21 protein-coding genes and 1 pseudogene are annotated in these 24,055 nt (G+C 72.5%); 14 read left to right on the forward strand and 8 right to left on the reverse strand.

The genetic code is table 11. The features are described from left to right. Window positions 1–11: 11 nt before the first annotated feature. From NQO67_RS13950 to NQO67_RS13980, 8 genes and pseudogenes are all read left to right on the forward strand, one after another. Complete coding sequence (locus NQO67_RS13950) at window positions 12–737, forward strand: TSUP family transporter (RefSeq protein ID WP_255950227.1); 726 nt, start codon at window positions 12–14, stop codon at window positions 735–737. Further along, complete coding sequence (locus NQO67_RS13955; protein WP_255950228.1) at window positions 734–1,810, forward strand: zinc-dependent alcohol dehydrogenase; 1,077 nt, start codon at window positions 734–736, stop codon at window positions 1,808–1,810. Before NQO67_RS13950 ends, NQO67_RS13955 begins: the two co-directional genes overlap by 4 nt. Window positions 1,811–1,859: 49 nt before the next feature. Then, window positions 1,860–3,257 carry an MFS transporter gene (locus tag NQO67_RS13960; protein ID WP_255950229.1) on the forward strand — a complete coding sequence of 466 codons (1,398 nt, stop codon included), beginning with the start codon at window positions 1,860–1,862 and terminating at the stop codon, window positions 3,255–3,257. 101 nt (window positions 3,258–3,358) lie between these two features. After that, window positions 3,359–4,126, forward strand: coding sequence for an ABC transporter ATP-binding protein (locus tag NQO67_RS13965; protein WP_255950230.1), 768 nt, complete (start codon window positions 3,359–3,361; stop codon window positions 4,124–4,126). Beyond that, a complete protein-coding gene (locus tag NQO67_RS13970; protein ID WP_255950231.1) occupies window positions 4,126–4,896 on the forward strand; it encodes an ABC transporter permease in 771 nt (256 codons plus the stop codon). The genes NQO67_RS13965 and NQO67_RS13970 overlap by 1 nt, the downstream gene beginning before the upstream one ends. Before the next feature lie 21 nt (window positions 4,897–4,917). Then, window positions 4,918–5,514 carry a TetR/AcrR family transcriptional regulator gene (locus NQO67_RS13975; RefSeq protein ID WP_255950232.1) on the forward strand — a complete coding sequence of 199 codons (597 nt, stop codon included), beginning with the start codon at window positions 4,918–4,920 and terminating at the stop codon, window positions 5,512–5,514. After that, window positions 5,501–5,602 (forward strand): annotated as a pseudogene (locus NQO67_RS44565) (IS481 family transposase); the annotation flags it as partial. The gene NQO67_RS13975 and the pseudogene NQO67_RS44565, both read left to right, overlap by 14 nt. Window positions 5,603–5,685: 83 nt before the next feature. Then, window positions 5,686–6,381 carry a GntR family transcriptional regulator gene (locus NQO67_RS13980; RefSeq protein ID WP_255950233.1) on the forward strand — a complete coding sequence of 232 codons (696 nt, stop codon included), beginning with the start codon at window positions 5,686–5,688 and terminating at the stop codon, window positions 6,379–6,381. 61 nt (window positions 6,382–6,442) lie between these two features. Here the strand turns inward: NQO67_RS13980 and NQO67_RS13985 are convergent, their stop codons facing one another. The 4 genes from NQO67_RS13985 to NQO67_RS14000 all read right to left on the reverse strand — a co-directional run bounded on the left by NQO67_RS13985 (window position 6,443) and on the right by NQO67_RS14000 (window position 10,902). Then, on the reverse strand, window positions 6,443–7,255 hold the full coding sequence (locus NQO67_RS13985; RefSeq protein ID WP_255950234.1) for an SDR family NAD(P)-dependent oxidoreductase: 813 nt from the start codon (window positions 7,253–7,255) through the stop codon (window positions 6,443–6,445). Window positions 7,256–7,339: 84 nt separating this feature from the next. Further along, window positions 7,340–8,701 carry an MFS transporter gene (locus NQO67_RS13990; protein WP_255950235.1) on the reverse strand — a complete coding sequence of 454 codons (1,362 nt, stop codon included), beginning with the start codon at window positions 8,699–8,701 and terminating at the stop codon, window positions 7,340–7,342. Between the two features lie 78 nt (window positions 8,702–8,779). Next, window positions 8,780–9,868 carry a mandelate racemase/muconate lactonizing enzyme family protein gene (locus NQO67_RS13995; RefSeq protein ID WP_255950236.1) on the reverse strand — a complete coding sequence of 363 codons (1,089 nt, stop codon included), beginning with the start codon at window positions 9,866–9,868 and terminating at the stop codon, window positions 8,780–8,782. Between the two features lie 86 nt (window positions 9,869–9,954). Then, window positions 9,955–10,902 (reverse strand): 2-dehydropantoate 2-reductase, encoded by a 948-nt coding sequence (locus tag NQO67_RS14000; protein WP_255950237.1) that lies wholly within the window; start codon window positions 10,900–10,902, stop codon window positions 9,955–9,957. 312 nt (window positions 10,903–11,214) lie between these two features. On the opposite strand from NQO67_RS14000, the gene NQO67_RS14005 reads away from it, so the two are divergent. From NQO67_RS14005 to NQO67_RS14015, 3 genes are all read left to right on the forward strand, one after another. Next, complete coding sequence (locus NQO67_RS14005) at window positions 11,215–11,679, forward strand: hypothetical protein (RefSeq protein WP_255950238.1); 465 nt, start codon at window positions 11,215–11,217, stop codon at window positions 11,677–11,679. 10 nt (window positions 11,680–11,689) lie between these two features. After that, window positions 11,690–13,513 (forward strand): alpha/beta hydrolase, encoded by a 1,824-nt coding sequence (locus tag NQO67_RS14010; protein WP_255950239.1) that lies wholly within the window; start codon window positions 11,690–11,692, stop codon window positions 13,511–13,513. Between the two features lie 66 nt (window positions 13,514–13,579). Beyond that, window positions 13,580–14,149: a hypothetical protein gene (locus NQO67_RS14015; RefSeq protein WP_255950240.1), complete on the forward strand. Its 570-nt coding sequence runs from the start codon at window positions 13,580–13,582 to the stop codon at window positions 14,147–14,149. Window positions 14,150–14,210: 61 nt separating this feature from the next. Here the strand turns inward: NQO67_RS14015 and NQO67_RS14020 are convergent, their stop codons facing one another. Beyond that, window positions 14,211–14,822, reverse strand: coding sequence for a GNAT family N-acetyltransferase (locus NQO67_RS14020; RefSeq protein ID WP_255950241.1), 612 nt, complete (start codon window positions 14,820–14,822; stop codon window positions 14,211–14,213). 131 nt (window positions 14,823–14,953) lie between these two features. Beyond that, window positions 14,954–15,685 carry a MerR family transcriptional regulator gene (locus NQO67_RS14025; protein WP_255950242.1) on the reverse strand — a complete coding sequence of 244 codons (732 nt, stop codon included), beginning with the start codon at window positions 15,683–15,685 and terminating at the stop codon, window positions 14,954–14,956. A gap of 302 nt (window positions 15,686–15,987) precedes the next feature. Here NQO67_RS14025 and NQO67_RS14030 point away from each other — a divergent pair, with 302 nt between their 5' ends. Genes NQO67_RS14030 through NQO67_RS14040 form a run of 3 tightly spaced genes read left to right on the forward strand, consistent with a single transcriptional unit; the run spans window position 15,988 to window position 19,546 of the window. Beyond that, complete coding sequence (locus NQO67_RS14030) at window positions 15,988–17,589, forward strand: flavin-containing monooxygenase (RefSeq protein WP_255950243.1); 1,602 nt, start codon at window positions 15,988–15,990, stop codon at window positions 17,587–17,589. Next, the gene (locus tag NQO67_RS14035; RefSeq protein WP_255950244.1) at window positions 17,586–18,656 is read left to right on the forward strand and encodes an alpha/beta fold hydrolase; all 1,071 of its coding nucleotides are present in this window, start codon (window positions 17,586–17,588) and stop codon (window positions 18,654–18,656) included. The genes NQO67_RS14030 and NQO67_RS14035 overlap by 4 nt, the downstream gene beginning before the upstream one ends. Next, a complete protein-coding gene (locus tag NQO67_RS14040) occupies window positions 18,653–19,546 on the forward strand; it encodes an SDR family oxidoreductase (protein WP_255950245.1) in 894 nt (297 codons plus the stop codon). Before NQO67_RS14035 ends, NQO67_RS14040 begins: the two co-directional genes overlap by 4 nt. Before the next feature lie 43 nt (window positions 19,547–19,589). On the opposite strand, the gene NQO67_RS14045 is transcribed toward NQO67_RS14040, so the two are convergent. Then, window positions 19,590–19,829: a hypothetical protein gene (locus NQO67_RS14045; protein WP_255950246.1), complete on the reverse strand. Its 240-nt coding sequence runs from the start codon at window positions 19,827–19,829 to the stop codon at window positions 19,590–19,592. 49 nt (window positions 19,830–19,878) lie between these two features. Beyond that, a complete protein-coding gene (locus NQO67_RS14050) occupies window positions 19,879–23,895 on the reverse strand; it encodes a S41 family peptidase (protein WP_374118984.1) in 4,017 nt (1,338 codons plus the stop codon). Window positions 23,896–24,055 lie beyond the last annotated feature (160 nt).

Raw genomic sequence — 24,055 nt, forward strand, 5'->3', positions numbered from 1 at the left:
GACCGGCCGGCATGACCGCCGGCACCGTCGTCCCGGTCCTGCTGGGCGTGCTGGTCGGCGCGGGCACCCAGCGGGTCACCGGACTCGGTTTCACGCTGGTCGCGGGGCCGCTGCTGACGCTGCTGCTCGGGCCGGTCGAAGGGGTCCGGCTGGCGAACGTCCTCTCGCTGCTGTCCAGCCTGCTGATCCTGCCCTTCGTCTGGCGCGACGTGGCGCCGCGCCGGGTGCTGCGGCTGGTCGTGCCGGCCCTGCTGGTGCTGCCGGCCGGGGCCTGGCTGGCGGCCCGGGTACCGGCGTCGCCGCTGCTGGTCGCCGAGGGCGCGCTGGTCCTTGCCGCGCTGTACGGCCTGCACCGCTTCAGCCGGCCCGGCTGGCTGCGCGGCCGTGCCGGCACGGCGGCGGCCGGTGCGGCTTCCGGCCTCATGAACGTCACCGCGGGTATCGGGGGGCCCGCGGTGACCCTGTACGCCACCGCGACCGACTGGGAGCAGCGCTCGTTCGTGGCCGGCATGCAGCTCTACACCATCCTGCTGAACACCGGCTCGCTGGTCGCCAAGGGCCCGCTCGACCTGCCGGTGCACGTCATCGCCCTCAGCGCCGTCGCGGCGCTGGCCGGCACCGGCATCGGGCAGCTGGCCAGCCACCGGGTCTCCGCGCGGCGGGCCCGCCAGGCCGTTCAGGTCGCCGCCTGCGCCGGGGCCGTCGGAGCCATAGTCAAGGGAGTGATCACCCTGTGAGCACCAGCAGCGCCACAACCGGCGCCCCCGCCGCCGGCACCACCATCCGCCAGGTGGTGCTCGGCACGGACGGCGACGTCCGCCTGGAGCGGGCCGAGCCGCCCGGCGCCCCCGGGCCCGAGGAGGTCCTGCTCGCGCCCGTGCGCCTCGGTATCTGCGGCAGCGACGTCCACGTACTCGACAAGGCCCACCCGTTCATCGCCCCGCCCGTGGTCACCGGCCACGAATGCGCGGCCCGGGTCGTCGCCGTCGGCCCGGCGGTCGGCAACTGCGCGCCCGGTGACCTGGTCGTCGTCAACCCGCTGGTCACCTGCGGAGACTGTGAACGGTGCCGGGGCGGGCGTGCCAACCAGTGCGACGCGGCGAAGGTGCTGGGCTTCGCGGTGCCCGGCGCGGCGCGGGAACGGTTCCTCGTCGAGCAGCGGTACTGCCACCGGGTGCCCGCCGGCCTCACCGCCGGCGCCGCGGTGCTCGCCGAGCCGCTCGCCGTCGGCTGGCACGCCGTCCGGCGCGGCCCGGACCGCCTCGGCCGGGTGCTGATCCTCGGCGGCGGCCCGGTCGGCCTCGCCGTCCTGGACGCCGCCGTGGCACGCGGCGCCGACCACATCACGGTGGTCGAACCCGTCGCGAGCAAGCGGGCGCTGGCCGCCGCGCTCGGCGCACACCGCGTGCTCGACCCGCAGGACGGCGACGGACCGGCGCCCGCCGACACCGTCTTCGACTGCGTCGCCGCACCGGCCACCCTGCGCACCGCCGCCACCGCCGCCGTGCCCGGCGGCACCCTCGTCGTCGTCGGGGTGCCCTCCGGCGACCGGTCCCTGCCGCTCGCCCGGCTCCAGCGCTGGGAGATCGACGTGCGCGGCACCGGCCTCTACCTGGGCGCCGACATCGACGCCGTACTGGCGCGGCTCGCCGCCGACGACTCGATCAGCCGCGCGCTGGTCACCGCCGAGTTCCCGGTGGCACGGGCCGCCGAGGCCTTCACCGCCACCCGCGACCCCGAACAGGTCAAGGTCACCCTGGCCTGGCCCGACCCCGCCGAACCGCCGTCGGCCGAGCCCGCCGCGGGCTGAACCTCCCTGGCCGTCCCCACCAGGAGATCAGAACAGATCAGGAGATCCGATGACGCATCTCGATTCGCACGCGCCCGCCGCCCGCCCCCGGATGGCCAAGGTGGTGAGCGGCAGTTTCGCCGGGGCCCTGATGGAGTGGTACGACTTCTTCGTCTTCGGCACCGCATCCGCGCTGGTCCTCGGGAAGCTCTTCTTCCCCGGCGGCAATCCGACGCTCGCCACCATCAGCGCCTTCGCCACCTATGGCGTCGGTTTCCTGTCCCGGCCGCTGGGCGGCATCGTGTTCGGGCACTTCGGCGACCGGCACGGCCGCAAGAAGACCCTGATCATCTCGCTGGCCCTGGTCGGCGGCAGTACCTTCGCCATCGGTCTGCTGCCCACCCACAGCGCGGCCGGCGTGCTCGCCCCCGTCCTGCTCGTGCTGCTCCGGCTGATCCAGGGCTTCGGCCTCGGCGGCGAGTACGGCGGCGCCGCGCTGATGACGGTGGAACACGCCCCGCCGCACCGCCGAGGTCTGTGGGGCTCGATCCCGCAGGCCGCCGCGTCCACCGGCATCATGCTGGCCACCGGCACCTTCGCCCTGATCACCCGGCTCCCCGACGACGACCTCTACTCCTGGGGCTGGCGCATCCCGTTCCTGGCCAGTGCCCTGCTGCTGGCTGTCGGCCTGTTCATCCGCGCCAAGGTCGCCGAGACGCCCGAATTCGAGGCGCTCAAGCGGGAGAACAAGGTGGCACGGCGGCCCCTGGTCGACATCTTCAAGCAGCCCAGGACGCTGGTGCTGACCTTCTGCGCGCGGCTCGCCGAAGCCATCTCGTCCAACATCGGCAACGCCTTCGCGATCTCCTACGTCTCCACCCAACTCGCCGTCGACAAGTCGGTGCCGCTCAACGGCATGCTGCTGGCCTCCGGTCTCGGCATTGTCGCCACCCCCGTCTTCGGCGCGCTGACGGACCGCTGGGGGCGGCGGACGCTGTACCTGGCCGGCGCGGTGTTCGTGACCCTCGCCGCGTTCCCGTTCTTCCTGCTGCTGAACTCCCGCTCCGAAGCGCTGATCTGGACGGCGCTGACCGGCATGTACATCTTCGGTCCGACGCTGATGTTCGCCGGGCAGTCCACCTACTTCACGGAACTGTTCGGCCGCAACGTCCGCTACACCGGGCTGTCGCTGGCCTACCAGGGTTCCGCGGTGGTGGGCGGCCTGACACCGCTGATCGCCGCGTCCCTGCTCTCCCTCGCCGGCGGTGCGCCCTGGCTGGTGGGCGCGTTCCTCGCGCTGTCCGGCGTGGTCACGGTGATCAGCGTGGCCCGCACGCCGGAGACCCGGCCGGGCGCCTCGGGCCAGGTGACGGAGGCCTCGGTGCCGGCGGCTGCGGTGCCGGACACGGATACGGCTGCCGCTACGGCTGCGCACGCGCCGGGCACGGAGGGGACGGCTGGGAGGTAGCGCCACGGGCCTTGGGACGGCGGCGAAGTCGCGCCGTTCCCCACTCCCACCTTCTAGAGTTAGTATCTAACAAACGTTAGTGACTAACATTGGTGGGTCTCATGTACGGGCAGCCGGTGCTCTCCGAGCAGCAGCACGGCGACGTCCTGCTGGAAGCCCGAGGCGTGCGCCGGTCGCTGGGTGGCGATGCCGTCCTGCGCGGCGTCGATCTGGCGATCCGGTCCGGCAGCATCCACGCGCTGGTCGGCATGAACGGTGCCGGTAAGACAACGCTGATGCGCATCCTGCTCGGCATGCTGCCGGCCGGCGGCGGGGCTGCGTCGCTGTTCGGCATCCCGGTCGGCGCGCTGCCCGCCGCCCGCTGGCGTGAGGTCGGGCAGCTGATCGAGACTCCGGCGGTCTATCCCGAGCTCACCGCCCGGGAGAACATCACCGCGGCCGCCCTGCTGCACGGCATGGACCGCGAGGCCGTCGCGGCCAGCGTGCGGGACACCGCCGAGGACCTCGGCCTGGGGCGGTGGCTCGACCAGCGCGGCAAGCGGCTGTCGCTGGGCACCCGGCAGAAGGTGGCGCTCGCCGCCGCGCTCGTTCACCGGCCCACCGTGCTCGTGCTGGACGAACCGAGCAACTCCCTGGACCCCTCGGCGGTGGTCCGCCTCCGGGAGATCATCACCGGTGTCGCCGGGCGCGGTGGTGCGGTGCTGGTGTCCAGCCACCACCTGGACGAGCTGGCTCGGCTCGCGGACACCGTGACGGTGCTGCACCGGGGCCGGATCGTCGGCGGCCTCGATCCGCGCGGCATCGACCTGGAACGCGCGTTCTTCGACCTGATCCACCAGGCCGACCAGGACCAGCCCGCGGAGGCGTGATGACCGGCGACTTCGGCAGGCTGCTCGCCGTGGAGGCCATGAAGATGCGCCGCGCGCCGGTGGCCGTCGTCTGCGCGGCCGTCATCGTGCTGGCGCCGGCACTGCTGGCCGCTGCCGCCATCGTGGCCCTGCGCGCGAACTCCTCGTCCAGCTTCGCGGTGAAGGCCCGGCTGCTGGTGCACGGCTCCGGCTGGGCCGCCTACGTCGGCACCGGTGCGCAGGTGATGGCGGTGGCGGTGCTGCTGTGTCTCGGTTTCGGTTTCGCCTGGTGCTTCGGCCGCGAGTTCACCGAGGGCACCGTCACCGGGCTGTTCGCCCTGCCCACGGGCCGCGGCGCCGTCGCGCTGGCGAAGTGCACCGTCCTGCTGGTCTGGGGCGTGCTCGCGTCGACCGCCGCCACCCTGGTACTGCTCGGGGTGGGTCTGGCCCTGGGCGACCTCGGATCCCGGCCGCCGCGGTGGTGGCTGCCGCTCGGCGTCTGCCTGCTGAGCGCGTGCAACACCTTCCCGTTGGCCTGGTTGGCCACCGTCACCCGGGGCTACCTCGGCGCCGTCGGCGGCCTCATCGGCCTGGTCGTCGCCACCCAGCTCGTCACCTCGTTCGGCGGTGGCGGCTGGTTCCCGTGGGCCGTGCCGGGCTTGTGGGCCGGGCTCGGCGGTGCCGGCATCCGCATCACCGGCATCCAGCTCGTCCTGCCGGTCGCCGTGGCGCTGCTCTCCATCGTCGCGACCACCGTGCGTTGGCGCCGCCTCGAACTCGGCAACGCCTGACAGGAGAAGGAGAGAGCATCGATGACCGCCTCCGAGCCGCGGCCGCCGGGTCTGCGCGCCCGCAAGAAGGCCCAGACGCGCCGCACGATCCAGGAACAGGCCCTGCGGCTGTTCCTGGCCAAGGGGTACGAGAACACCACGGTGGAGGAGATCGCCGCCGCCGCCGAGGTGTCCCACATGACCTTCTTCCGGCACTTCCCCACCAAAGAGGCCGTCGTCGAGACCGACGACTACGACCCGATGATCCTCCAGCTCATCGCGGAGCGGCCCGAAGAAGAGGACACGCTCACGGCCCTGCACCGGGCACTTGCCCAAGGACTGCGGACGGTCTACGCCACCGACAGGGAGGCGCTGTTGATCCGCACCCGGCTCGTCCTGAGGACACCGGCCCTACGCGCCCGAGTCTGGGAAAACCAGCACACCACCGAGGAGATGCTCGCCCGGGCCCTCGCCAGCCGCCGACCGGACCAGAGCGAACTGGCCACCCGGGTCCTCACCGCCGCCGCACTGGCCGCGCTGACCACCGCCCTCACCCTCTGGGTCGACAGCGAAGGCACCGAAAACCTGCCCGCCCTGGTCGACCAGGCGTTCACCACCCTGCAAGGGCACAACCGTTGAGCGCGTCCTGACGGACAGCGGCTCCTGTTACGGGCCCAGGCTGTTAGGGCCGGCGCTGAGCGCGGTCGGTCGGCGTCGTCCACGTCGTGTCGACCGTGCTGCGGGTGGGCACACCCGGGCAGCACCCCTGCTCCCGCCCAGGTCGGAGCGGGATTCTCTATGATTCATGCCATGGCGGACGGGATTCGGCAGGATGCGCTCACGGAACGCGCGTATGAGGCCGTCAAGGCGATGGTCATGGACCATGAGATCGCACCCGGCGCCCGAGTGAGCATCGAAGGCCTCGCCCGCCGGCTCGACGTGTCGGCGACCCCGATCCGGGAGGCGCTCGCCCGGCTCGAGTCGGACGGCCTGGTCGTCAAGCGACCGAACGCCGGCTATCGGGCCACCGATCTGCTCGACCGGGAAGCCCTGACGGACCTGTTCGAGATGCGGCTGCTGCTCGAACCCCGGGCTGCCTCACTCGCGGCGGAGAACGCGAGCGACGACGACCTGAGGCAGTTGCAGTCACTCGTCGACGAGATGCAGCGCCACCCGGACACCGGTGCCGGGTACGCCGTCTACCGGCGCTTCGCCCTGCTCGACCAGGAGTTCCACGAGGTGCTGGCCCGCGCGGCATACCGGCCGTTGCTGGCCGACGCGGTGACCCGGCTCCACGCTCACCTGCACCTGTTCCGGCTGACCAGCGCACCGGGGGCGGCGGCCACCACCATCGACGAGCACGAGCGGATCCTCGACGCCGTGGTGCGCCGGGACCCGGACAAGGCCGCGGAGGCGATGGCCGCGCACCTGCGGTCGAGCCGGGTGCGGCACCGCCCGCACGATCGCGCGCAGCGCCCGCCGGGTGGCCGCGGCGCAGCCCGTTGAGGACACCGGCGCGGGCGCGGGGCCGAGAAGGGGCCGATGAGGGGCCGATGGGCGGACGGCCTCACCGGGGGCGCAGGCGGAGCCCCTGCATCCCGCCGTCCACGGCGAGATCGATGCCGGTCGTGGCGCGGGACCGCGGGCTGGCCAGGTAGGCCACGGCGTCGGCGACTTCGGCGGCGCTGACCAGCCGTCCGTTCGGCTGGCGGGCCTCCAGCGCGGCGCGTTCGGCGTCCGGGCGGTCCGCGGCCGACAGCAGGCGCGCCACCCAGGGCGTGTCCGCCGTTCCGGGGTTCACGCAGGTCACGCGGATGCCGTCACGCAGGTGATCGGCCGCCATGGCCCGGGTCAGGGCCAGCACGGCGCCCTTGCTGGCGGAGTAGAGGGCACGCTGGGGCAGACCCGCGGTCGCGGCGATCGAGCACATGTTGACGATCGCGGCATGCCCGGACGGGCCCGCGGCGGCCTTGCGCAGCGCGGGCAGGGCCGCGGCCGAGACCCGGGCCGTTCCGACGACGTTGACGTCGAGCACGCGGTGCCACTGGGCCGGGGCGTTGTCCTCCACGGTGCCCTGGGCACCGATGCCGGCGTTGTTGACCAGGACGTTCAGTCCGCCGTAGTGGTCCACGACCGCGTCGACGGCCGAGCGGACCATGGCGTCGTCGGTCACGTCGCACCGTACGTGGAAGAACGGCTCGTCCGACTCGGTCAGGTCGAGCACGGCCACCTCGGCGCCACGGGCACGCAGTTCACGTGCGGTGGCCAGGCCGATACCGGAGGCGCCGCCCGTGACCAGGGCGACGGTGCCTTCGTACTCGGCGGCTGTCCTGGTCTCCGCCGCCGCCCGGGGCCGGGTCGTGTGGTTCCCGTCGGTCATCGGTCTTCGGTCTCCTTTCGCCGCCGTCATCCGGCGCTGGATGTCGAGTTCCTCGGTCGTGGGGCTGAGGTCGCGGGAGCGACGTCAGCGGTAGGAACCGGTCGAGGAGCGGAGCTCGGAGACCGTGGTCGCCGTGAGGTCCCGGCCGCGGGTCTCGGGGCCGAGGGCCACCGTGACGCCCCCGATCGCGCAGGCGGCGACGACGAACAGCGAGACGCCCCAGGACCGGTCGCCGGCCGCCGCGACGAGGGCCACCGCGATCAACGGCGTCAGGCCGCCCGTCACGGCGCCCGCGATCTCCCGGTAGAGGGCGAGCCCGGTGAACCGGGACCGTGCGGTGAACAGTTCGCTGTAGTAGGCGGCCTGCGGAGCGAACATGCACCCCACGCCGATGCCCATGCTCACCACGACGACCAGGGTGATCGCGAGCGACGTGTGGACGTGGTCGACGACGTAGAAGTACGGGAAGGCGAAGACGGCCGAGAAGACGATGCCGGCCAGCGCCACCGGTTTGCGGCCGACCCGGTCGGTGAGCCAGCCGAAGAGCGGCAGGGTCAGGGCGGTGACGGCTGTCCCGACGGTGACGGCGACGGGGCCGACCGAGCTGGAGAGCTTCAGGGTGCCGGTGAGGTAGGCGGCCAGGAACGTCAGGTTCAGGTAGGCGACGACGTTCTGCGACGTCTGGAGGCCGAAGACGACGAGACCGGCCCTCCACTCCGTGCGCACCACGTCGCGCACCGGGGACACCTCGGCCTGACGGGTGTGCTCCTGCGCCGCCACGAAGGCGGGGCTCTCCGCCAGCCGCACCCGGATGTACAGCGCCACCCCGACGACCAGGACGCTGGCGGCGAAGGGAACGCGCCAGCCCCAGGCCAGGAACTGGTCGTCCGGCAACTGGGTCACCAGCGCGAACGCCCCGGAGGCCAGGAGGATGCCGATATAGACGCCGACGCTCGGTGCCGCCCCGAACAGGCCACGCCGGCGCGGCCCGGAGAACTCCGACGCCATGATCGCCGCACCACCGTACTCGGCACCGGCACCCAGCCCCTGGACGGCACGGAGCACCACAAGCAGGATCGGGGCGAGCACGCCCACCTGCTGGTACGTCGGGACGAACGCCATGGCGAACGTCGACGCGCCCATCACCAGCAGGGTGAGGACGAGGACCCTCTTACGGCCGAACAGGTCGCCGAGGCGACCGAAGACGAGGCCGCCGAGCGGGCGCACGAAGTAGCCGATGGCAAGGGTGCCGAACGACGCCAGCATCGAGGCGGTCGCGTCGAAGGAAGGGAAGATGGTCTTGCTGAAGACGAGTGCCGCCGCGGTGCCGTAGAGGTAGAAGTCGTACCACTCGAGCGCGGAGCCCACGAGTGAGGCCAGCAGGACTCTGGAGCGCGGCGGGGACGCTTGTCGGGCGGACCCCTCCGCCTTGGTCGGGGTGGACATCGTTGTTCTCCTGTCGCAGCACGGGTTTCGCAGCACGGGGCAGCACGGGCCGGCGGCCCTGAGGTTCGGGGGACCGGCTCAGGCGACGCGCCGGTCGTCGATGGCGTCGCGGTCCCAGGAGATGCCGAGCCCCGGTTCCCGGGGGGCGTGCGCGAACCCGTCGGCGATGGTCAGCTGGCGCGTGGTGACCGCACGGAGCTGCGGGATGTACTCGACGAGGCGGCCGTTGGGCACCGCAGCGGTGAGGCTGACGTGGATCTCCATCAGGAAGTGCGGGCAGACGTCGACTCCGAACGCCTCGGCGAGGTGGGCCACCTTCAGCCAGGGGGTGATGCCCCCGATCCTGGAGACGTCGGGCTGCACGATCCCCGCCGCGCCGCGTTGCAGGTACTCGCGGAAGTGGGCCAGGGAGTACATGGACTCGCCGACCGCCACGGGTATGGCCGTCGAGGCGGCCAGGCGTTCGTGGCCGGCCACGTCGTCGGCGGGCAGCGGCTCCTCGAACCAGCCCACGTCGAACGGCTCCAACCGGGCGGCCCTGCGCACGGCTTCGGCCGGCGTGAAGGCCTGGTTCGCGTCGACCATGATCTCCATGCCGGGGCCCACGGCGTCGCGGACCGCACCGATACGCGCGGCGTCCTCGCCCGCGGTCGGCTTGCCGATCTTGATCTTGACGCCGGAGAACCCCTGCTCACGAGCCTGCAACGCACCCGCGACCAGCTCGCCTTCGGCGAGCTGGAGCCAGCCGCGTTCGGTGTCGTACGCGGGCACCGCCGGGCGGTGGCCACCCGCGACCCGCCACAGCGGTTCGCCCGCCCGCAGGCAGCGCAGGTCCCACAGCGCGAGGTCGACCGCTGCCAGGCCGAGGGCGGTGATCGGGCCGACCATGGTGGCGCGGGTGCCGTCGTACATCGTCCGCCAGGCACCCTCGATCGCACGGGAGTCGTGCCCGGTGAGCGAGGGCAGCAGGTGCTCCCGCAGCATCGACAGCACCGCCCGGCCGCCCGTGCCGATCGTGTACGCGTAGCCGGTGCCGGTCAGCCCGTCATCCGTCGTCAGCTCGACGAAGAGGGTCTCCTGCTTCAGGAAGGCCTGCGACGCGTCCGTGCGCACCGTCTCCACCTCGATGTCCACGAGGTAGGCCGAGGCCCTGATCACGTTCGCCACTGGTGCTCCTTGTCGTTCGATTCCGTGCGATGTGCTGTTCCGGCGATGCGGCGAGGTCGCAGGCCGGCCCTGCGGGGCGGCGGGTGTCACGCCCGGACTCGGGCGGTCCCCGGGGTGGCCGCACCGTCGAGCGCCGAGACGAGCGCGAGCACCGCCGAGCACACCGGCGCCTCGATGCCGTGCGCCCGGGCGCGGCGCACCACGGCGCCGAGCAGGCCGTCGTGCTCCATCGGACGGCCGGCGAGCCGGTCGGCGAGCATCGACGAACCGGCTCCGGCGGGGCGCGCGTCGATCCACGCGAGCACGTCATCGACGGCGCCGTCCGGCAGCCGGGCGCCTTCGGCGCGTGCGACCGTGGCCGCCTCGCCCAGCATGGTGCGCGCGAGACGTCGGACGGACGGCTCGCCGAACACCTCGACCCGGCGGTTGGTCAGCGCCGTGACGGGGTTCGCCACGGCGTTGACCAGCAACTTGTGCCACGCCGCCGTGGTGAGGTCCGCGACGGCCTGCACCCCCAGCCCCGTCCCGTCGAGCAGCCCGCGCCGGGCCCGGCGTCCCGCCTCGTCGTCGCCGACCACCAGTCCCGGCCCGTCCTGCCGTAGCTCCACCCGGTCCCGGCCGTGCCGCTCGGCGTTGAAGTGCACCAACGCGGGCGCCACGCGTGCGGCCGGCAGGTGCGGTGCGATCCGTTCCCGGTGCGCCACGCCGTTCTGCGCCACCACGACCACGGTGTCGTCGGCGACCAGCCGCTCCAGCCACGGTCGCGCCGCGCCGCCCTGGTGCAGCTTCGTCGCCACCACCACCCAGGGGTGCGGGCGCACCCGGTCCGGCTCGTCCCGCCAGTCCACCGGGACGGTGCGCACGCCCCGCTGGTCGGTGAGCGTGACGGTGCGCACGGGCGGCGAGCCGGGGCGCCCGCAGAGCGTCACGGGATGGCCCTGGAGCGCGAGCCGGGCCGCGAGCGCCAGCCCGACGGAGCCGGGACCGATCACGGCGACCGGGTCCTGGTGGTCCGGAGGCTTGCTGTCACTCACACCTCACACTCACTTTTCCTATAGGAAATTCGATGTGAACGAAGAATGCTATAGGAATTGTGGGGATGCAAGGGTCTCGGTGCTATGAATGCCCTCCGCTGGGTGGTGCTGCGGGCCCTGGGATGCCGAGCGCTTCGCGGCGGGCGCGGCGGCGCCGGGGTGCGCGGGCTTGGGGTGCGGCGTGCCGGCGGTATGGGCGGCACCTACGGGCGCGCTCGTCTGCTCTGCGTACCCGTCCGGCTACTGGCTAGTATCTGGCGTTGACGTGCACGACGCCTGGTCATGTTTTCCAACGGGGGAAGGGGCTCGCGCGTGGCGTGGGACGAATGGGAGCAGCTCAAGACGCAGGCCGCCGGGCGGCCGTCGGCCGGGATGCAGATCGACCACCTGGCCGAGCCCACCGGGGGCGACGGCGGGGGTGCGAGCAGCGTCACCGGGGGCCTGAAGTCGACGAAGGCCGCCTGGAACAAGGCGGGTGAGGGTGTCGGTGGGCTGCGCGAGGGGATCGGCAAGGCCCTGAAGCGGCTGGAGGACGGGCAGACCGGGCTGGGCTCCGACGCCGGCTGCCTGTGCACCGGGGCGCAGAAGGACCTGTACGACTCCTGGGCGCGTTACGTGAAGAGCGTCGACGAGCGCTGCGGCAGCATCAAGGACGTCCTGGAGAAGGTCGGGCACGACCTGTTGGGTACGGACGAGTCCGTGCGGTCCGCACTCGCCGCGATCGACACCAGGTACGCCGACACGCCCGCCGTCGGCGGGCCGGGTACGGGGCGGTGACCGGCCGACCATGGACCTCGCGACGCTCAAGAAGCTGAAGCCGTCCGAGTTCGAGGAGGCGGCTGACGCGTACCGCGCCGTCGGTGACATGGCCAGCGCGGCCAAGGACCACATCGACAACGTCGTGGTCGCCGGCATGCGCAAGGCCCTCAAGGGCCAGGCTCTGGAGGCGGCGGCCGGAGAGCTGAAGAAGCTCTCGGCCAACTTCCACTACACGCAGATCGAATGCGGACTGGCGAGCACGGCCCTCAACGGCTTCGCCTACGACGTCGGCGCCGCCCGTAGGAAGCTCCTGTCCGCACTCGACGACGCGGCGGCCCTCAAGTTCACGGTCAACGCGAACGGCAGCGTCACCTACCCGGAGGGAAAGCCGCAGAACGGGGTCGAGTTACCCCCGAAGGGCGGCACGGTCGGCGGCACCACGGACCCGACGTCCCAGGCCGTCGGTCGCCAGTCCGCCCACTTCGACCCCAACCCCCATCACGCCGAGGCGCTCGCCATCGCGGACCGCATCGCCGCCGCCCTCAAGGAGGCGACGGAGGCGGATACGAAGTGGGAGCCGAAGATCCGGGCACTGAAGGCCGACGACGACCTCACCGTGTCCAACCGGGACCTCAAGGACGCCCTGTCGGACATGGGCGGCGTTCGGGAGGCGGGAAAGAAGTACCTCGACTCCATAGGCGGCCCTCCCAAGGACGCCACCCCCCAGCAGAACGCCGACTGGTGGCGGGAGCTGACGCCGGAGGAGCGGGAGGCGTACCTCTCCACGCACCCCGATCTCGTGGGCAGCCTGGACGGTCTGCCCTCCGAGGTCCGGGACGAGGCCAACCGGATCGTGTTCGCCGAGAAGCAGGCCGAGTACCAGCTCGAGCTGGACTCGATCCCGAAACCACCCGCGAACGAGTGGACGTGGATCACGGCGGGCATGTTCCCGTCCAAGGTCCATACCGACGAGTGGATGGCGTGGGACAGGAAGTACGGCGACGAGTACCGCCATCTCACCGCCTCCCTCAACGGCATGAAGGCGATCAGCAGCCGCTTCGACGCCACCGGGAAGGAGGGACTGCCCGAGGCGTATCTGCTCGGCTTCAGCCCCGAGGGCAACGGCCGGGCCATCGTCGCCAACGGCAACCCGGACACGGCTCGGCACCAGGCGGTGTACGTGCCGGGCACGACGTCGAACCTGGGCTCAATCGGCGGCAACATCGACCGGATGACCGAACTGTGGCGCCAGACGAACCAGGCGGACCCGAACGCCTCGGTCTCCACCATCACCTGGCTCGGGTACGACGCCCCGCAGGACATCGTCAAGGACGCCCCGTTCGAGCACTATGCCTACGACGGGGCACCGGCCTACCGGCACTTCATGGACGGCCTCGACGCGTCGTACAGCGGCACGGGCGAACCCCATCGCACGGCCATCGGACACTCCTACGGCACCACCCTCATCGGCGCCGCCGCCCAGACCGGCCACCTCAACGCCGATGACGTGATCTTCGCGGGGAGCCCCGGCGTCAAGGTCGGTTCGGCCGAGGAGATGGACGTACCGAAGGGGCACGTGTGGAACGAGGAGGCCGACGGGGACAAGGTCCCGGACATCGGCCGTTGGGGACACGGCGGCAGCCAGTGGAAACTCGGTGGCGGCGTCTTCCTCATCCCCAGTGACGAGGCCTTCGGCGCCAACCAGATGAACACGCACGCCGAGGGCAGCGGCCCCACGGCCACCACGGGATCGGAAGGCCACAGCCAGTACTGGAACCGGGGCTCGACCGCGTTGAAGAATCAGGCTCTGGTCGTGGTCGGCGAGTACGGCGACGTCACGGAGCCCCGGTGAGCGCCGCGGCCGTACCACCCAGGCGCCCGCACTGTCACCGGCCCGCCCAAGGAACCTAGGACCCCCATGCTCCACGTACCACGCTCCACCGCTCGCCGGCCGTACGCGACCGGCGTCGCCGTGGCGCTCGCACTGACCGGACTCCTCCTCAGCGGATGTGGCATGACTGACGACAAGACCGACGACGCCGGTTCGGGGATCCCCGACGCAGGTACCGCCAGCACCGATGACGCGGTCGCCGCGGTGAAGGACGTCTCCAGCCAGATTTTCGACTTCACGGGCGTTCCCGGCAAAGCGTCCGAACCCGGGCCCGGTGTCAAGGAATGCGAGGGCAAGGACCCGAAGAAGTACTTCGTGGTCTACCACCCGTGGAACTTCGCTCCGAAGAACGCCGACGACACCGACCTGGCCGTGGCGAACCTCAAGAAGAAGTTGAACACCGGGGGCTGGGTCCTCAAGGACAGCTACCACGACAACAGCCCCAACAAGAACCTCAACCTGGTCGCGGACAACGACTCCAAGAAGATGAGCGTCTGGATCGTCGCGTACGCCGAGCGCGACACCCCCAGCCTCGGCATCGAGGTCACATCGGGTTGCTACCGGGCACCCGAGGGGCAGACGGTCGAGCACTTCTGACCGTGAGGCCTTCGCGCAGGGGCGAAACCCCGTCCTCGGGCGCGAGGGGCCTGTCCAGGCGCTATTCGTCGGCCGGCGTCACGCAGGCCGCCGCCGCGGTGGTGGCCGTGGTGGTGGGCTGGGCGGTGGGCTGGGACGGGATCGTGATCGCTTCGGGTGTGGTCGAAGCCGGATCCTGGGCGGCCGTGGGTGCGAGGGGCTTGGCGTAGCAGAGGGAGAGCGGCGAGTCGCGGTAGTGGCCGAACTTCGTGCACGGTTCGTAGTCGCTCGACGTGTAGAGCGCGATCGCTTCCGGCTGTTCCATGCCGGTCTCCAGGACCATCCGGATGCGGCCCGCGGCCCGTGCGTCGGCCTCCAGTGCGGCCAGGATCACACGGGACAGGCCGCGACCGCGTGCCTCGGGCACGACGTACATCCGCTTGATCTCCGCGTCGCCGTCCGCGTACCCGCCGGAGCCGTCCGCCTCCATGGAGCGCCAGCCACCGGTCGCGACGGGCGTGCCGTCGTCGTCGTACCCGATGAGGTAGAGGCCCTGCGGCGGTTCGAACATCGTCGGGTCCAGGGGGGTTTCGTCCCCGTCCCCCTCTCCGTAGCGCACGGCGTACTCGCGCTGGACGCGGGCGTCGAGTGCGATGGCGTCGGGGTGGGCGTAGGAGACGCGATGTATGTTCATGCGGACTAGCGTACTTCTATGCAGACAATGGGTGGCGCCGGTCTTCGGTCCGGTGGTGCCAGCGTACGTGCGTGGGGTGGGCGCGGGGCGGCGTCGTCGATCGGTGCGGTGGAGCCGTCGATGTGATGCGGTCAACGCGGGCCGTCGTCGCCCGGCCGTGGCGTCGCGTGCCCGCCGGGCGGGGCGGGGTGCTGCGGTGCCGTTCTGCGGTCCAGGGCCAGGGAGATCTCCGCCTCGAAGACCTCCTTGGCGAGCGGGCGCAGCCGGTGCAGGTCCTCGGGGGTGGCGGTCGGGAGGTGGGCGGTGACCAGGTCGGTGAAGAGTTCCGCCAGTGCGTCCGCGTGGTTGCGGACCCGGCGGGCGGCCGTCAGGACGGCGGCGAGCGGGATGCCCTCGTGGACCAGCTCCGTCGACACATCGAGCAGTCGCCGGCTGACGTGCACGAACTCGTCGCCGTCCGTGCCGAGGTAGCCCAGGTCCAGGGCGGTGGACAGGTTCTCCGCAGTGACCTGGCCGGCGAAGTGGTCCGCCAGCTCCTCGGGGGTGAGGCGGACCGGGGTCTCCTCCGTGGGCTTGCCGAGTCCCAGCAGGTCACCCATGTCGCGGCCGTGGTCGAAGGCCTCCGCCAGCTCCGCGATGCCGGTGAGGGTGTGGCCGCGTTCCAGGAGGGCGGAGATGGTGCGCAGCCGGGCCAGGTGGTGCTCGTCGTACCAGGCGATGCGACCCTGGCGGCGCGGCGGCGGAAGCAGCTTGCGCTCGCGGTAGAAGCGGAGGGTGCGGACCGTGATGCCGGCCGCCTTCGCGAGCTCTTCCGTGCGGTACTCGCGCGGTGCGGTGGCCGGGGCTTCGTCCTGGTGCGGCACGGAGGCTCCGCCGGATGCGGGCCGTACGGGTCCCTTGCCGGGTCCCTTGTCGAGTCCCTTTTCGGGTGGCGTCCCGTGCCCCTGGGCCGTTCCTCGCACTCTTCCTCCGTGTCCCACGGGATCACCCTAGGACGTTCCGGTGGCCGCCTGCGGGGCCCGCCGGAACGTGCGCCCCGTGTGAGCGTTGCCGTACCGACGGTAACTGTCCTCCCCGAACCCCTACCCATGAGTACGTCGCTGCCCTACCCTCCCAACGATGCCAGTGTTCACTGGCGCGGTTGTGGGATGGCGGGAGGAGCGGGATGGCTGGGCAGGAGCCTGTTGAGGCGGACGGCGCGCGCGGGACCGGCGGTGCGCCGCCCGAGCACGTACGGGTCGCGGTGATCGGATCCGGCTTCGGCGGCCTGGGCGCCGCCATCCGGTTGCGCCGCGAGGGCCTCACCGACTTCGTCGTGCTGGAGCGGGCCGACGCCATCGGCGGCACCTGGCGGGACAACAGCTATCCGGGCTGCGCCTGCGACGTGCCGTCGCACCTGTACTCGTTCTCCTTCGCGCCGCACCCCGACTGGCCGCGCACCTTCTCCGGACACCAGCACATCCGCGGCTACCTGGAACACGTCGCCGATGTCTTCCGGCTGCGCCCGCACCTCCGGCTCGGCAGCCCGGTGACCAAGATGGTGTGGGACGAGGAACGGCTGCGCTGGGAGCTGTACGTCGCCGGGGAGCGCGCCCTCACCGCCGACGTCGTCATCTCGGCCATCGGGTCGCTGGCCGAACCGAAGATCCCCGAGATCCCCGGTCTGGACACCTTCCCCGGCAAGGTCTTCCACTCGTCGCGCTGGGACCACGACTACGACCTGCGCGGCAAGCGCGTCGCCGTGGTCGGCACCGGCGCGTCCGCGATCCAGATCGTGCCCGCCATCCAGCCGGACGTGGCCCACCTGACGCTCTTCCAGCGCACCCCGCCCTGGGTCATGCCGCGCACCGACCGGGCCATCACCGGTCTGGAACGCGCGTTGCACCGGCGGCTGCCGGTGACCGCCCGGCTGCGCCGCGGGCTGCTCTGGGGCATACGCGAACTCCAGGTGCAGGCCTTCACCAAGCACCCGGAACGCCTCGGCATCGCCGAGCGCCTCGCCAGGCGGAACCTGGCGCGCGCCATCAAGGACCCGGCGCTGCGGGAGCGGCTGACGCCCACCTACCGCATCGGCTGCAAGCGCATCCTGCTCTCCAACTCGTACTATCCGGCACTCACCCGGCCCAACGTCGGCGTCGTCACCGCCGGGCTCACCGAGGTGCGCGGCACCACGCTGGTGGCGGCGGACGGCAGCACGGCCGAGGTCGACGCGATCGTGTTCGCCACCGGATTCCATGTCACCGACACGCCGGCCGTGGAACGGGTGGTGGGCACCGGCGGGCAGACCCTCGCGGCGGCCTGGAAGGACGGGGTCCAGGCGTTGCGCGGCACGACGGCGGCGGGCTTCCCCAACTTCATGATGGTCATCGGGCCCAACACCGGGCTCGGGAACACCTCGATGATCCTCATGATCGAGGCCCAGCTGAACTACCTGGCCGACTACCTGCGCCAACTCGACGTGCTGGGCGCCGGGCCGGGCGGGCCGGCCGCCCTCGACGCCCGTACGAACGCGGTGAGCGACTGGAACCGGGCCGTCCAGGAGCGCATGAAGCGAACCGTGTGGAACACCGGCGGCTGCACCAGCTGGTACCTCGACGACAGCGGCCGCAACACCACCCTCTGGCCCGGCACGACCACCGAGTTCCGCACCGCGACCCGGCACCTCGACCTCGCCGAGTACCAGGTGATCAGGCCGGCGACGGCGAAGGCGGCCGAGGGATCCCACGATTCCGGGCAGGACGAGAAGAAGGCGGTGGCCGGCGCATGAGCCGAGCGAGCGGCGAGACCCAGGAAGGCCGGGAGGACCGGGAGGACCGGGAGGACCAGAAGGACCGCGAGAGCAGGGAGGTCCGGGGGAGCAGGGAGGTCCGGGAGGTTCAAGGCGGCGGTCGTTATGCCCCGCCCACCCCGGTCCGCGAGCTGACCGTCGGCTCCACCGACGGAGCCCGGTTGCACGTGGAACTGCACGGTCCCGAGGACGCGCCCGCCGTGGTGCTGGTGCACGGCTGGGCGTGCTCGACCGCGTTCTGGGCGGCCCAGGTGCGCGACCTCGCCGCCGACCACCGGGTCGTCGTCTACGACCAGCGCGGCCACGGCCGCAGTCCGGCGCCGGACGGGCCCGGCGGGTACGGCACCCGGCAACTCGTCGACGACCTCGAAGCGGTGCTTGCCGAGACCCTGCCGCCGGGGCGGCGGGCGGTGCTGGCAGGGCACTCCATGGGCGGGATGACGATCATGGCGGCGGCCCGCAGGGACGGCGTGCGGGAGCGCACGGCCGCCGCCCTGTTGTGCAGCACCGGCAGCTCCCGGCTGACCGCCGAGTCCCGCATCGTCCCGCTCCGCCCCGGACGGCTGCGCACCCGACTCACCGGCGTGCTGCTCGCGTCGCGCGCCCCGCTCGGGCCGGTCACGCCGCTCGCCAAGCGGATCCTCAAGTACGGGACGATGGGGCGCACCGCGACGCCCGAGATGGTGGAGGTCTGCGCGCGCATCGTGCACGCTTGCAGGCGTGGTCCGCGCTACGAGTGGTCCCGGGTGCTCGCCCATCTCGACGTGGACGCCGAGGTGCGGGCTCTCGACGTGCCCACCATGGTCCTCGCCGGCTCGGCCGACCGGCTCACCCCGGCCGGCCACGCGCGCGCCATCGCGGCCGCGCTGCCGCAGTGCGCGGGCCTGACCGTGCTGACCGGGCCGGGGCACATGACCCCGGTGGAGGTGCCGGACGAGGTGACCTCGCGCATCCGCGCCCTGGTCGTCGAGCATCTGCCCGTGAAGGGCGAGCAACCGCCTGCGAAGGGCGAGCAACTGCCCGCGAAGGGAGCGACATCGGCATGAGCAAGGTGAAGGGCGCTCGGGGCGCCGTACTCGAAGGGCGGGTCGCCGTCGTCACCGGGGCGGCGCGCGGCGTCGGAGAACTCCTGGCGCGCAAGCTGTCGGCGCGTGGCGTGAAGGTCGCGCTGGTCGGCCTGGAACCCGACGCGTTGAAGCGGGTCTCGGAACGGCTGCACGGGGAGAGCGCGTACTGGCACGCGGACGTCACGGACCACGTGGCGATGGCCGAGGTGGCCGAGCAGGTGGGGGAGCGGTTCGGCCGGGTCGACATCGTGGTGGCCAACGCGGGCGTCGCCATCGGCGGACCGTTCGCCACCTCGGACCCGGACGCGTGGCGCCGGGTCATCGAGGTCAACCTCATCGGCTCGGCGGTCACCGCACGGGCGTTCCTGCCGCTGCTGATGGAGAGCCGCGGCTATCTGCTCCAGGTCGCCTCGCTCGCCGCGGTCACGCCCTCACCGCTGATGACCGCGTACTGCGCGTCCAAGTCGGGTGTCGAGGCGTTCGCGCACAGCCTGCGCCCCGAAGCCGGCGCGCGCGGTGTGACGGTCGGCATCGCCTATCTGTCCTGGACCGACACCGACATGGTGCGCGGCGCCGACCGGGACGACGTGATGCGGGAGATGCGGCAGCGGCTGCCGTGGCCGTCCAACAAGACGTATCCGCTGGGGCCCTCCGTCGACCGGCTGGTCGCCGGGATCGAGCGGCGCGCCACGCATGTGTACGGGCAGGGCTGGCTCCGCGTGATGCAGCCGGTGCGGGGCCTGTTGCCGGCCCTGATCGGTGCCGTCGGGAAGCGGGAGGTACGGCACTTCGGGGACCGTCTCGACGACGTGCCCCGGGGTCTGGTCGGCGCCGGGGGCGCGGCGGACGAGGCGGCACGCGGGCAGTGACGGTTCCGGGGCGCCTCCGGTGTCAGGGGCGCCCCGCGGGCTTCTAACACTCGTAGCACTGCTCGTAGCGGTCCTGCTCCTCCTGGGCCGAGCGCGGCTCGTCCTCCAGGAACAGATGGCGACGCTGCTCCTCCTCCGTCAGTTCGGAGGCCCGACCCGCGGGCCCGGTCTCCCGCCGCGACCTGCGCTGCTCGTGTTCCCGTGCGAATTCCTGCTCCTGGTCCTTGCCCTTGTTCCGTTCCGCTTCCGTTCCCTTGTTCTTCTGGTCCTTGTCCATGGCCATGGCGTCTCCTTCCACGCTCGCTCGGCGGTGCGCCCCGCAGGGCAGCGGGTCACCGCGGCGGCAGTTTGGGGCGGATTCTGGCCGGTACGTGGGTGTGGTCGGGCGGGGTGGCCGGGGGATGGTCCCTGAGCAGGTCGAGGGCGATGCGGACCGCGTCGTGGAGCTGGGTGTAGTGGCCCTCGGCCCATTCGAGGGGGTCGCGCAGCGCGGGAACGTCCGGGGCCACCCCGTGGTTCTCGATCGACCACCCGTACGCGTCGAACCAGGCCGCGTTCATCGGCACCGTGATCACCGTGCCGTCCGCGAGCCGGTGCCGGCCCGTCACGCCGACCACGCCGCCCCAGGTGCGCTGGCCGACGACCGGCCCGAGGTTCAGCAACTTGATGGCGGCGATGATCACGTCCCCGTCGGAGGACGTGGACTCGTCGGCGAGCGCGACGATCGGGCCGCGCGGCGCGTTCGAGGCGTACGACACCGGCTGGGCGCCGCGGGTCAGGTCCCAGCCCAGGATGGTGCGGGTGAGCTTCTCCACGACGAGTTCGCTGATGTTGCCGCCCGCGTTGCCCCGGACGTCGACGATCAGGGCCGGACGCGAGACCTCGCGGCGCAGATCGCGGTTGAACTGCGCCCAGCCGGAGCCGCCCAGGTCCGGGATGTGCAGGTAGCCGCACCTGCCGTCGCTCAGCTCCCGTACCACCCGACGGCGCCCCGCCACCCAGTCCTGGTAGCGCAGCGGGCGATCGTCGATCAGCGGGACGATCGCGATCCGGCGTGGACGCCCCCCGCCCTGGGTGTCCGCGGACTCCGTGGGCCGGAAGGTCAGCTCGACCGTGGTCCCGCCGGCCGCCGACAGCAGCGGGTAGGGTCCCCGCACCGGGTCCACCGGACGGCCGTCGACGTGCGTGAGGACGGCGCCGTCGCGGATGCCCGAGCCGGCCAGCGGGGAGCGTGCCTTGGAGTCGGACGAGTCGCCGGGCAGGATGCGCCGGACCACCCAGTCGTCGCCGCGGCGCTCCAGGTCGACGCCGAGCAGCCCGATCAGACGCTGGTAGTGCGGCGGGCCCTCGTTGCGCCGGGCCGGGATCACATACGCGTGTGACGTGCCCAGTTCGCCCATGACCTCGCGCAGCAGATCGGCGAACTCGTCCGGGGACGCCACCCGTTCGACCAGCGGACGGTACTGGGCGAGCACGCCGGGCCAGTCGATGCCGGCCATGTGCGGCTCCCAGTAGTAGTCCCGGATGAGCCGGCCGGCCTCGTCGTAGGCGTCCCGCCACTCGGCCGGCGGGTCGACCTCGTGCAGGATGCGGCGCAGGTCGATCCAGACGGTGGTGTCGCCGCGGCCGGCGTCGGCGAGCGGCATCGCGCGCAGGTCGCCCTCGCTGGCCACCACCAGTCGGGTGCCGTCGCCGCTGACGCCGAACGAGTCGAGGTGCGGCACGAGTTCGATCGTCCGGGCGCGGGCCAGGTCGAAGTACTCCAGGGTCGGGAGTCCCGAGGTGTCGGCCGGGTTCACGAAGGTCTCGCCGAGCGCGCCGGAGATCGGCCAGCGCAGCCACACCAGGCCGCCGCCGGCGACCGGGGCCAGCGAGGAGTACTTGGACGCGGCCACCGGGAACGGTGTCACCCGGCTCTCCAGGCCCTCCACCTCCACCGCGGCGGCGCCGCCGGCCATCGTGGTCTGGCTGCGGGCGTCCAGCGGATCCACCGCGACGGGATCGTGCCCGCCCCCGGCCGGCCGCCCGTCGGGCAGCAGGGCGAACGGTGACGGGGTCGCGGAGGACAGCGGCACGAGATAGGGCCGGCAGCCGAGCGGGAAGGACAGGTCGCCGGTGTGCACGTCGTAGACCGGGTCGAAGCCGCGCCAGGACAGGAACGCCAGATAGCGGCCGTCCCGCGTGAAGACCGGGCTCTCGTCCTCGAAGCGGCCGTCGGTGACGTCGACGACGGTTCGCGGCAGACGGGGCGGGGGCTGCGGGACACCGGGTGCGGTCGACGCGCCGGACGCGCTCGCCTCGTCCGGCGCCCCTGCCTCACTCGACGCACCCGACTGACCGGCCGCGCCCGCTTCACCCGCTTCACCCGCCACGCTCGCCGCCGAGACCGCCGTGGAGCCGGCGCTTCCCGTGATCCGGGCCAGCTTGATCTGCCGCAGCGAGCGTCCGATGCCCGGGTGGGACCAGGCGAGCCAGGCGCCGTCGGGGGAGAAGGCGAGATTGCGTACGGGGCCGTTGTCGGACCGGATCAGCTCCGTCACGGCCGTGTCGGTGGGGGCGAACGGGTCCTCGGGGTGGAGGTGGGAGGGGTCGACGAAGCGGGTGGGGTCGCCGGTGCCGCCGGTGCCGGTGGCGCCGGAGCGTTCGGGCGGCGCGGCGGAGGCCGCGGGTCCGGCCGGCCGCTCGGCGGTGGTCGCCACCGCGCGCCCCTGACGGCGCTCCGAAGCGGAGGTGTCACGGCGGGGCTCGGAAGCGGAGGCGTCACGGCGGGGCTCGGAAGCGGAGGCGTCGGGGCGGCGCTCGGAAGCGGAAGCGTCACGACGGGGTCCCGCATCCCCCGCGTCACGGTCCCCGCGTGCCCCCGCAGCCTCCGCGTTCCCCGCCTCCGAAGACGCGCCGCGACGTGCCGCGGAACCGTCGTCCTGGTACTCCCGTACGCCCGCCCCCGCCGGCACCCCGGCGCCCGCCGGGATCCGGCCGCCGTCCGTCGGGGGCAGCCCCGCGAACGCCGCGGCCTCGATCTCGGTCATGGCCTCCGGCTCCGCCGGCACATCGGCGATCAGCAGCCGGCCGTCGTGCGAGGCGATGGCGAGCCGGTTGCCTCCCGGGTCGGCGACCATCTCCAGCACCCGGCCCAGCTGCCCGGCGGCATACCGTTGCGGCGGGTGGACGCCGGTGGCGCGCGGCAGGTAGGCGATCTCGATGGCGTCGTCGCCCGCCGCGTCGGTGATGTACGCGACCCGTCCGCCCGAGCCCAGCATCACCGGCAGCCGGACCCGTACGCCAGGGGTGTCGGCGACGGCGCGCGCGGGACCGTCGCGGTGGGTGAGCCAGTACAGGCTGCCCCGTACGACGACGGCGCTGGCGCGTCCGGTGGTGTCGACGGACAGACCGCTCAGGTTCTGCGCCGCGGGCACCTGGTAGGGGCGGCGCCCGGCGCGCTGGCCCGCGAAGCGCACATCGAGCCGGCGCGGCACGGAGTCGGGGGTGAGCCGGTCGACCAGCCACAGATCGCCCGCGCACTGGTAGACGACGCGGTGGCCGTCGGTGGTGGCGTTGCGGGCGTAGAAGCGGTCGTGGTCGGTGTGCCGGTGCAGGTCGGAGCCGTCCGGACGGCACGAGTACAGGTTGCCGATGCCCTGGTGGTCGGAGAGGAACGCGATCCGGTCGCCGACGAACATCGGGCTCTCCAGATGCCCGTCGAGGTCCGGGAGCAGCCGCCGCGGGGTTCCGGTCTCGCCTTGCAGGGTGTGCGGGACCAGCCACAGGCGTCCCATCGCGCCGCCGCGGTACCGCTTCCAGGCAGCCGGCTCGTGCACCGGTTTGCCCGTGAGCACCAGGGCGAGATGCTCTCCTTCGAGGTCGGTGACCGCGATGTCGGCCATCGGGCCCCACGGCAGCTGGGTGCCAGGCGAGCCGTCGGTGGGCAGCAGGTATCCGCGGGTGAAGTGCGGGAACGGCTGGCCGTGCGAGGCGACGGCGAGGATGCCGGGCGGGCGGTTCGGGTGCGCCGGCGTCCAGCCGCACACGCGGGTGTCGGTACTGCCCCAGTAGGTGAGCCGCTCCGCCGGCCCGCCGTCGACCGGCGCCAGGTGCACCTCGGGGTCGATGCTGCGCCACGTGGTGTACGCGATGTGGCGGCCGTCCGGGGAGAAACGGGGGGCCCCGACCTTGGTGCGGTCGACGGTCAGCCGCCAGGCCCGGTCCGCCGTGCTGCCTTCCTCCGCCAGCGGCGCCACCCACAGGTCGTCCTCGGCCACGAAGCAGAGTCGATTGCCGTGCAGATGCGGAAAGCGTAGGTAGCCTCGGAAATCGGGAGAAACCGGTGCGTTCTCGCGCGTATCACTCACCCCACCATGCTTTTCCGGCGTGCGGGACGCGGCAACTCGGGCGGCCCGGGTTCCGGTCTCCCGCAGGCCGCCGTCCCGCCGTCGTGCACCGTCGGCCGGGTCTCCGGCTGCCGTAGCGTCTGGCCGCGGGCGCGGCCTCGGGCCCGGCCGGGGCGGCCCG

It is taken from the genome of Streptomyces odontomachi, from assembly GCF_024435355.1.
Lineage (GTDB): Bacteria > Actinomycetota > Actinomycetes > Streptomycetales > Streptomycetaceae > Streptomyces > Streptomyces odontomachi.

What these genes read in the sequence shown, in the direction of transcription:
- NQO67_RS13950 (WP_255950227.1), top strand. Translation starts at nt 12, where the DNA reads ATGACCGCCGGCACCGTCGTCCCGGTCCTGCTGGGCGTGCTGGTCGGC.
- NQO67_RS13960 (WP_255950229.1), top strand. Translation starts at nt 1,860, where the DNA reads ATGACGCATCTCGATTCGCACGCGCCCGCCGCCCGCCCCCGGATGGCC.
- NQO67_RS13965 (WP_255950230.1), top strand. Translation starts at nt 3,359, where the DNA reads ATGTACGGGCAGCCGGTGCTCTCCGAGCAGCAGCACGGCGACGTCCTG.
- NQO67_RS13970 (WP_255950231.1), top strand. Translation starts at nt 4,126, where the DNA reads ATGACCGGCGACTTCGGCAGGCTGCTCGCCGTGGAGGCCATGAAGATG.
- NQO67_RS13975 (WP_255950232.1), top strand. Translation starts at nt 4,918, where the DNA reads ATGACCGCCTCCGAGCCGCGGCCGCCGGGTCTGCGCGCCCGCAAGAAG.
- NQO67_RS13980 (WP_255950233.1), top strand. Translation starts at nt 5,686, where the DNA reads ATGGCGGACGGGATTCGGCAGGATGCGCTCACGGAACGCGCGTATGAG.
- NQO67_RS13985 (WP_255950234.1), bottom strand. Translation starts at nt 7,255, where the DNA reads ATGACCGACGGGAACCACACGACCCGGCCCCGGGCGGCGGCGGAGACC.
- NQO67_RS13990 (WP_255950235.1), bottom strand. Translation starts at nt 8,701, where the DNA reads ATGTCCACCCCGACCAAGGCGGAGGGGTCCGCCCGACAAGCGTCCCCG.
- NQO67_RS14010 (WP_255950239.1), top strand. Translation starts at nt 11,690, where the DNA reads ATGGACCTCGCGACGCTCAAGAAGCTGAAGCCGTCCGAGTTCGAGGAG.
- NQO67_RS14015 (WP_255950240.1), top strand. Translation starts at nt 13,580, where the DNA reads ATGCTCCACGTACCACGCTCCACCGCTCGCCGGCCGTACGCGACCGGC.
- NQO67_RS14020 (WP_255950241.1), bottom strand. Translation starts at nt 14,822, where the DNA reads ATGAACATACATCGCGTCTCCTACGCCCACCCCGACGCCATCGCACTC.
- NQO67_RS14030 (WP_255950243.1), top strand. Translation starts at nt 15,988, where the DNA reads ATGGCTGGGCAGGAGCCTGTTGAGGCGGACGGCGCGCGCGGGACCGGC.
- NQO67_RS14035 (WP_255950244.1), top strand. Translation starts at nt 17,586, where the DNA reads ATGAGCCGAGCGAGCGGCGAGACCCAGGAAGGCCGGGAGGACCGGGAG.
- NQO67_RS14040 (WP_255950245.1), top strand. Translation starts at nt 18,653, where the DNA reads ATGAGCAAGGTGAAGGGCGCTCGGGGCGCCGTACTCGAAGGGCGGGTC.
- NQO67_RS14045 (WP_255950246.1), bottom strand. Translation starts at nt 19,829, where the DNA reads ATGGCCATGGACAAGGACCAGAAGAACAAGGGAACGGAAGCGGAACGG.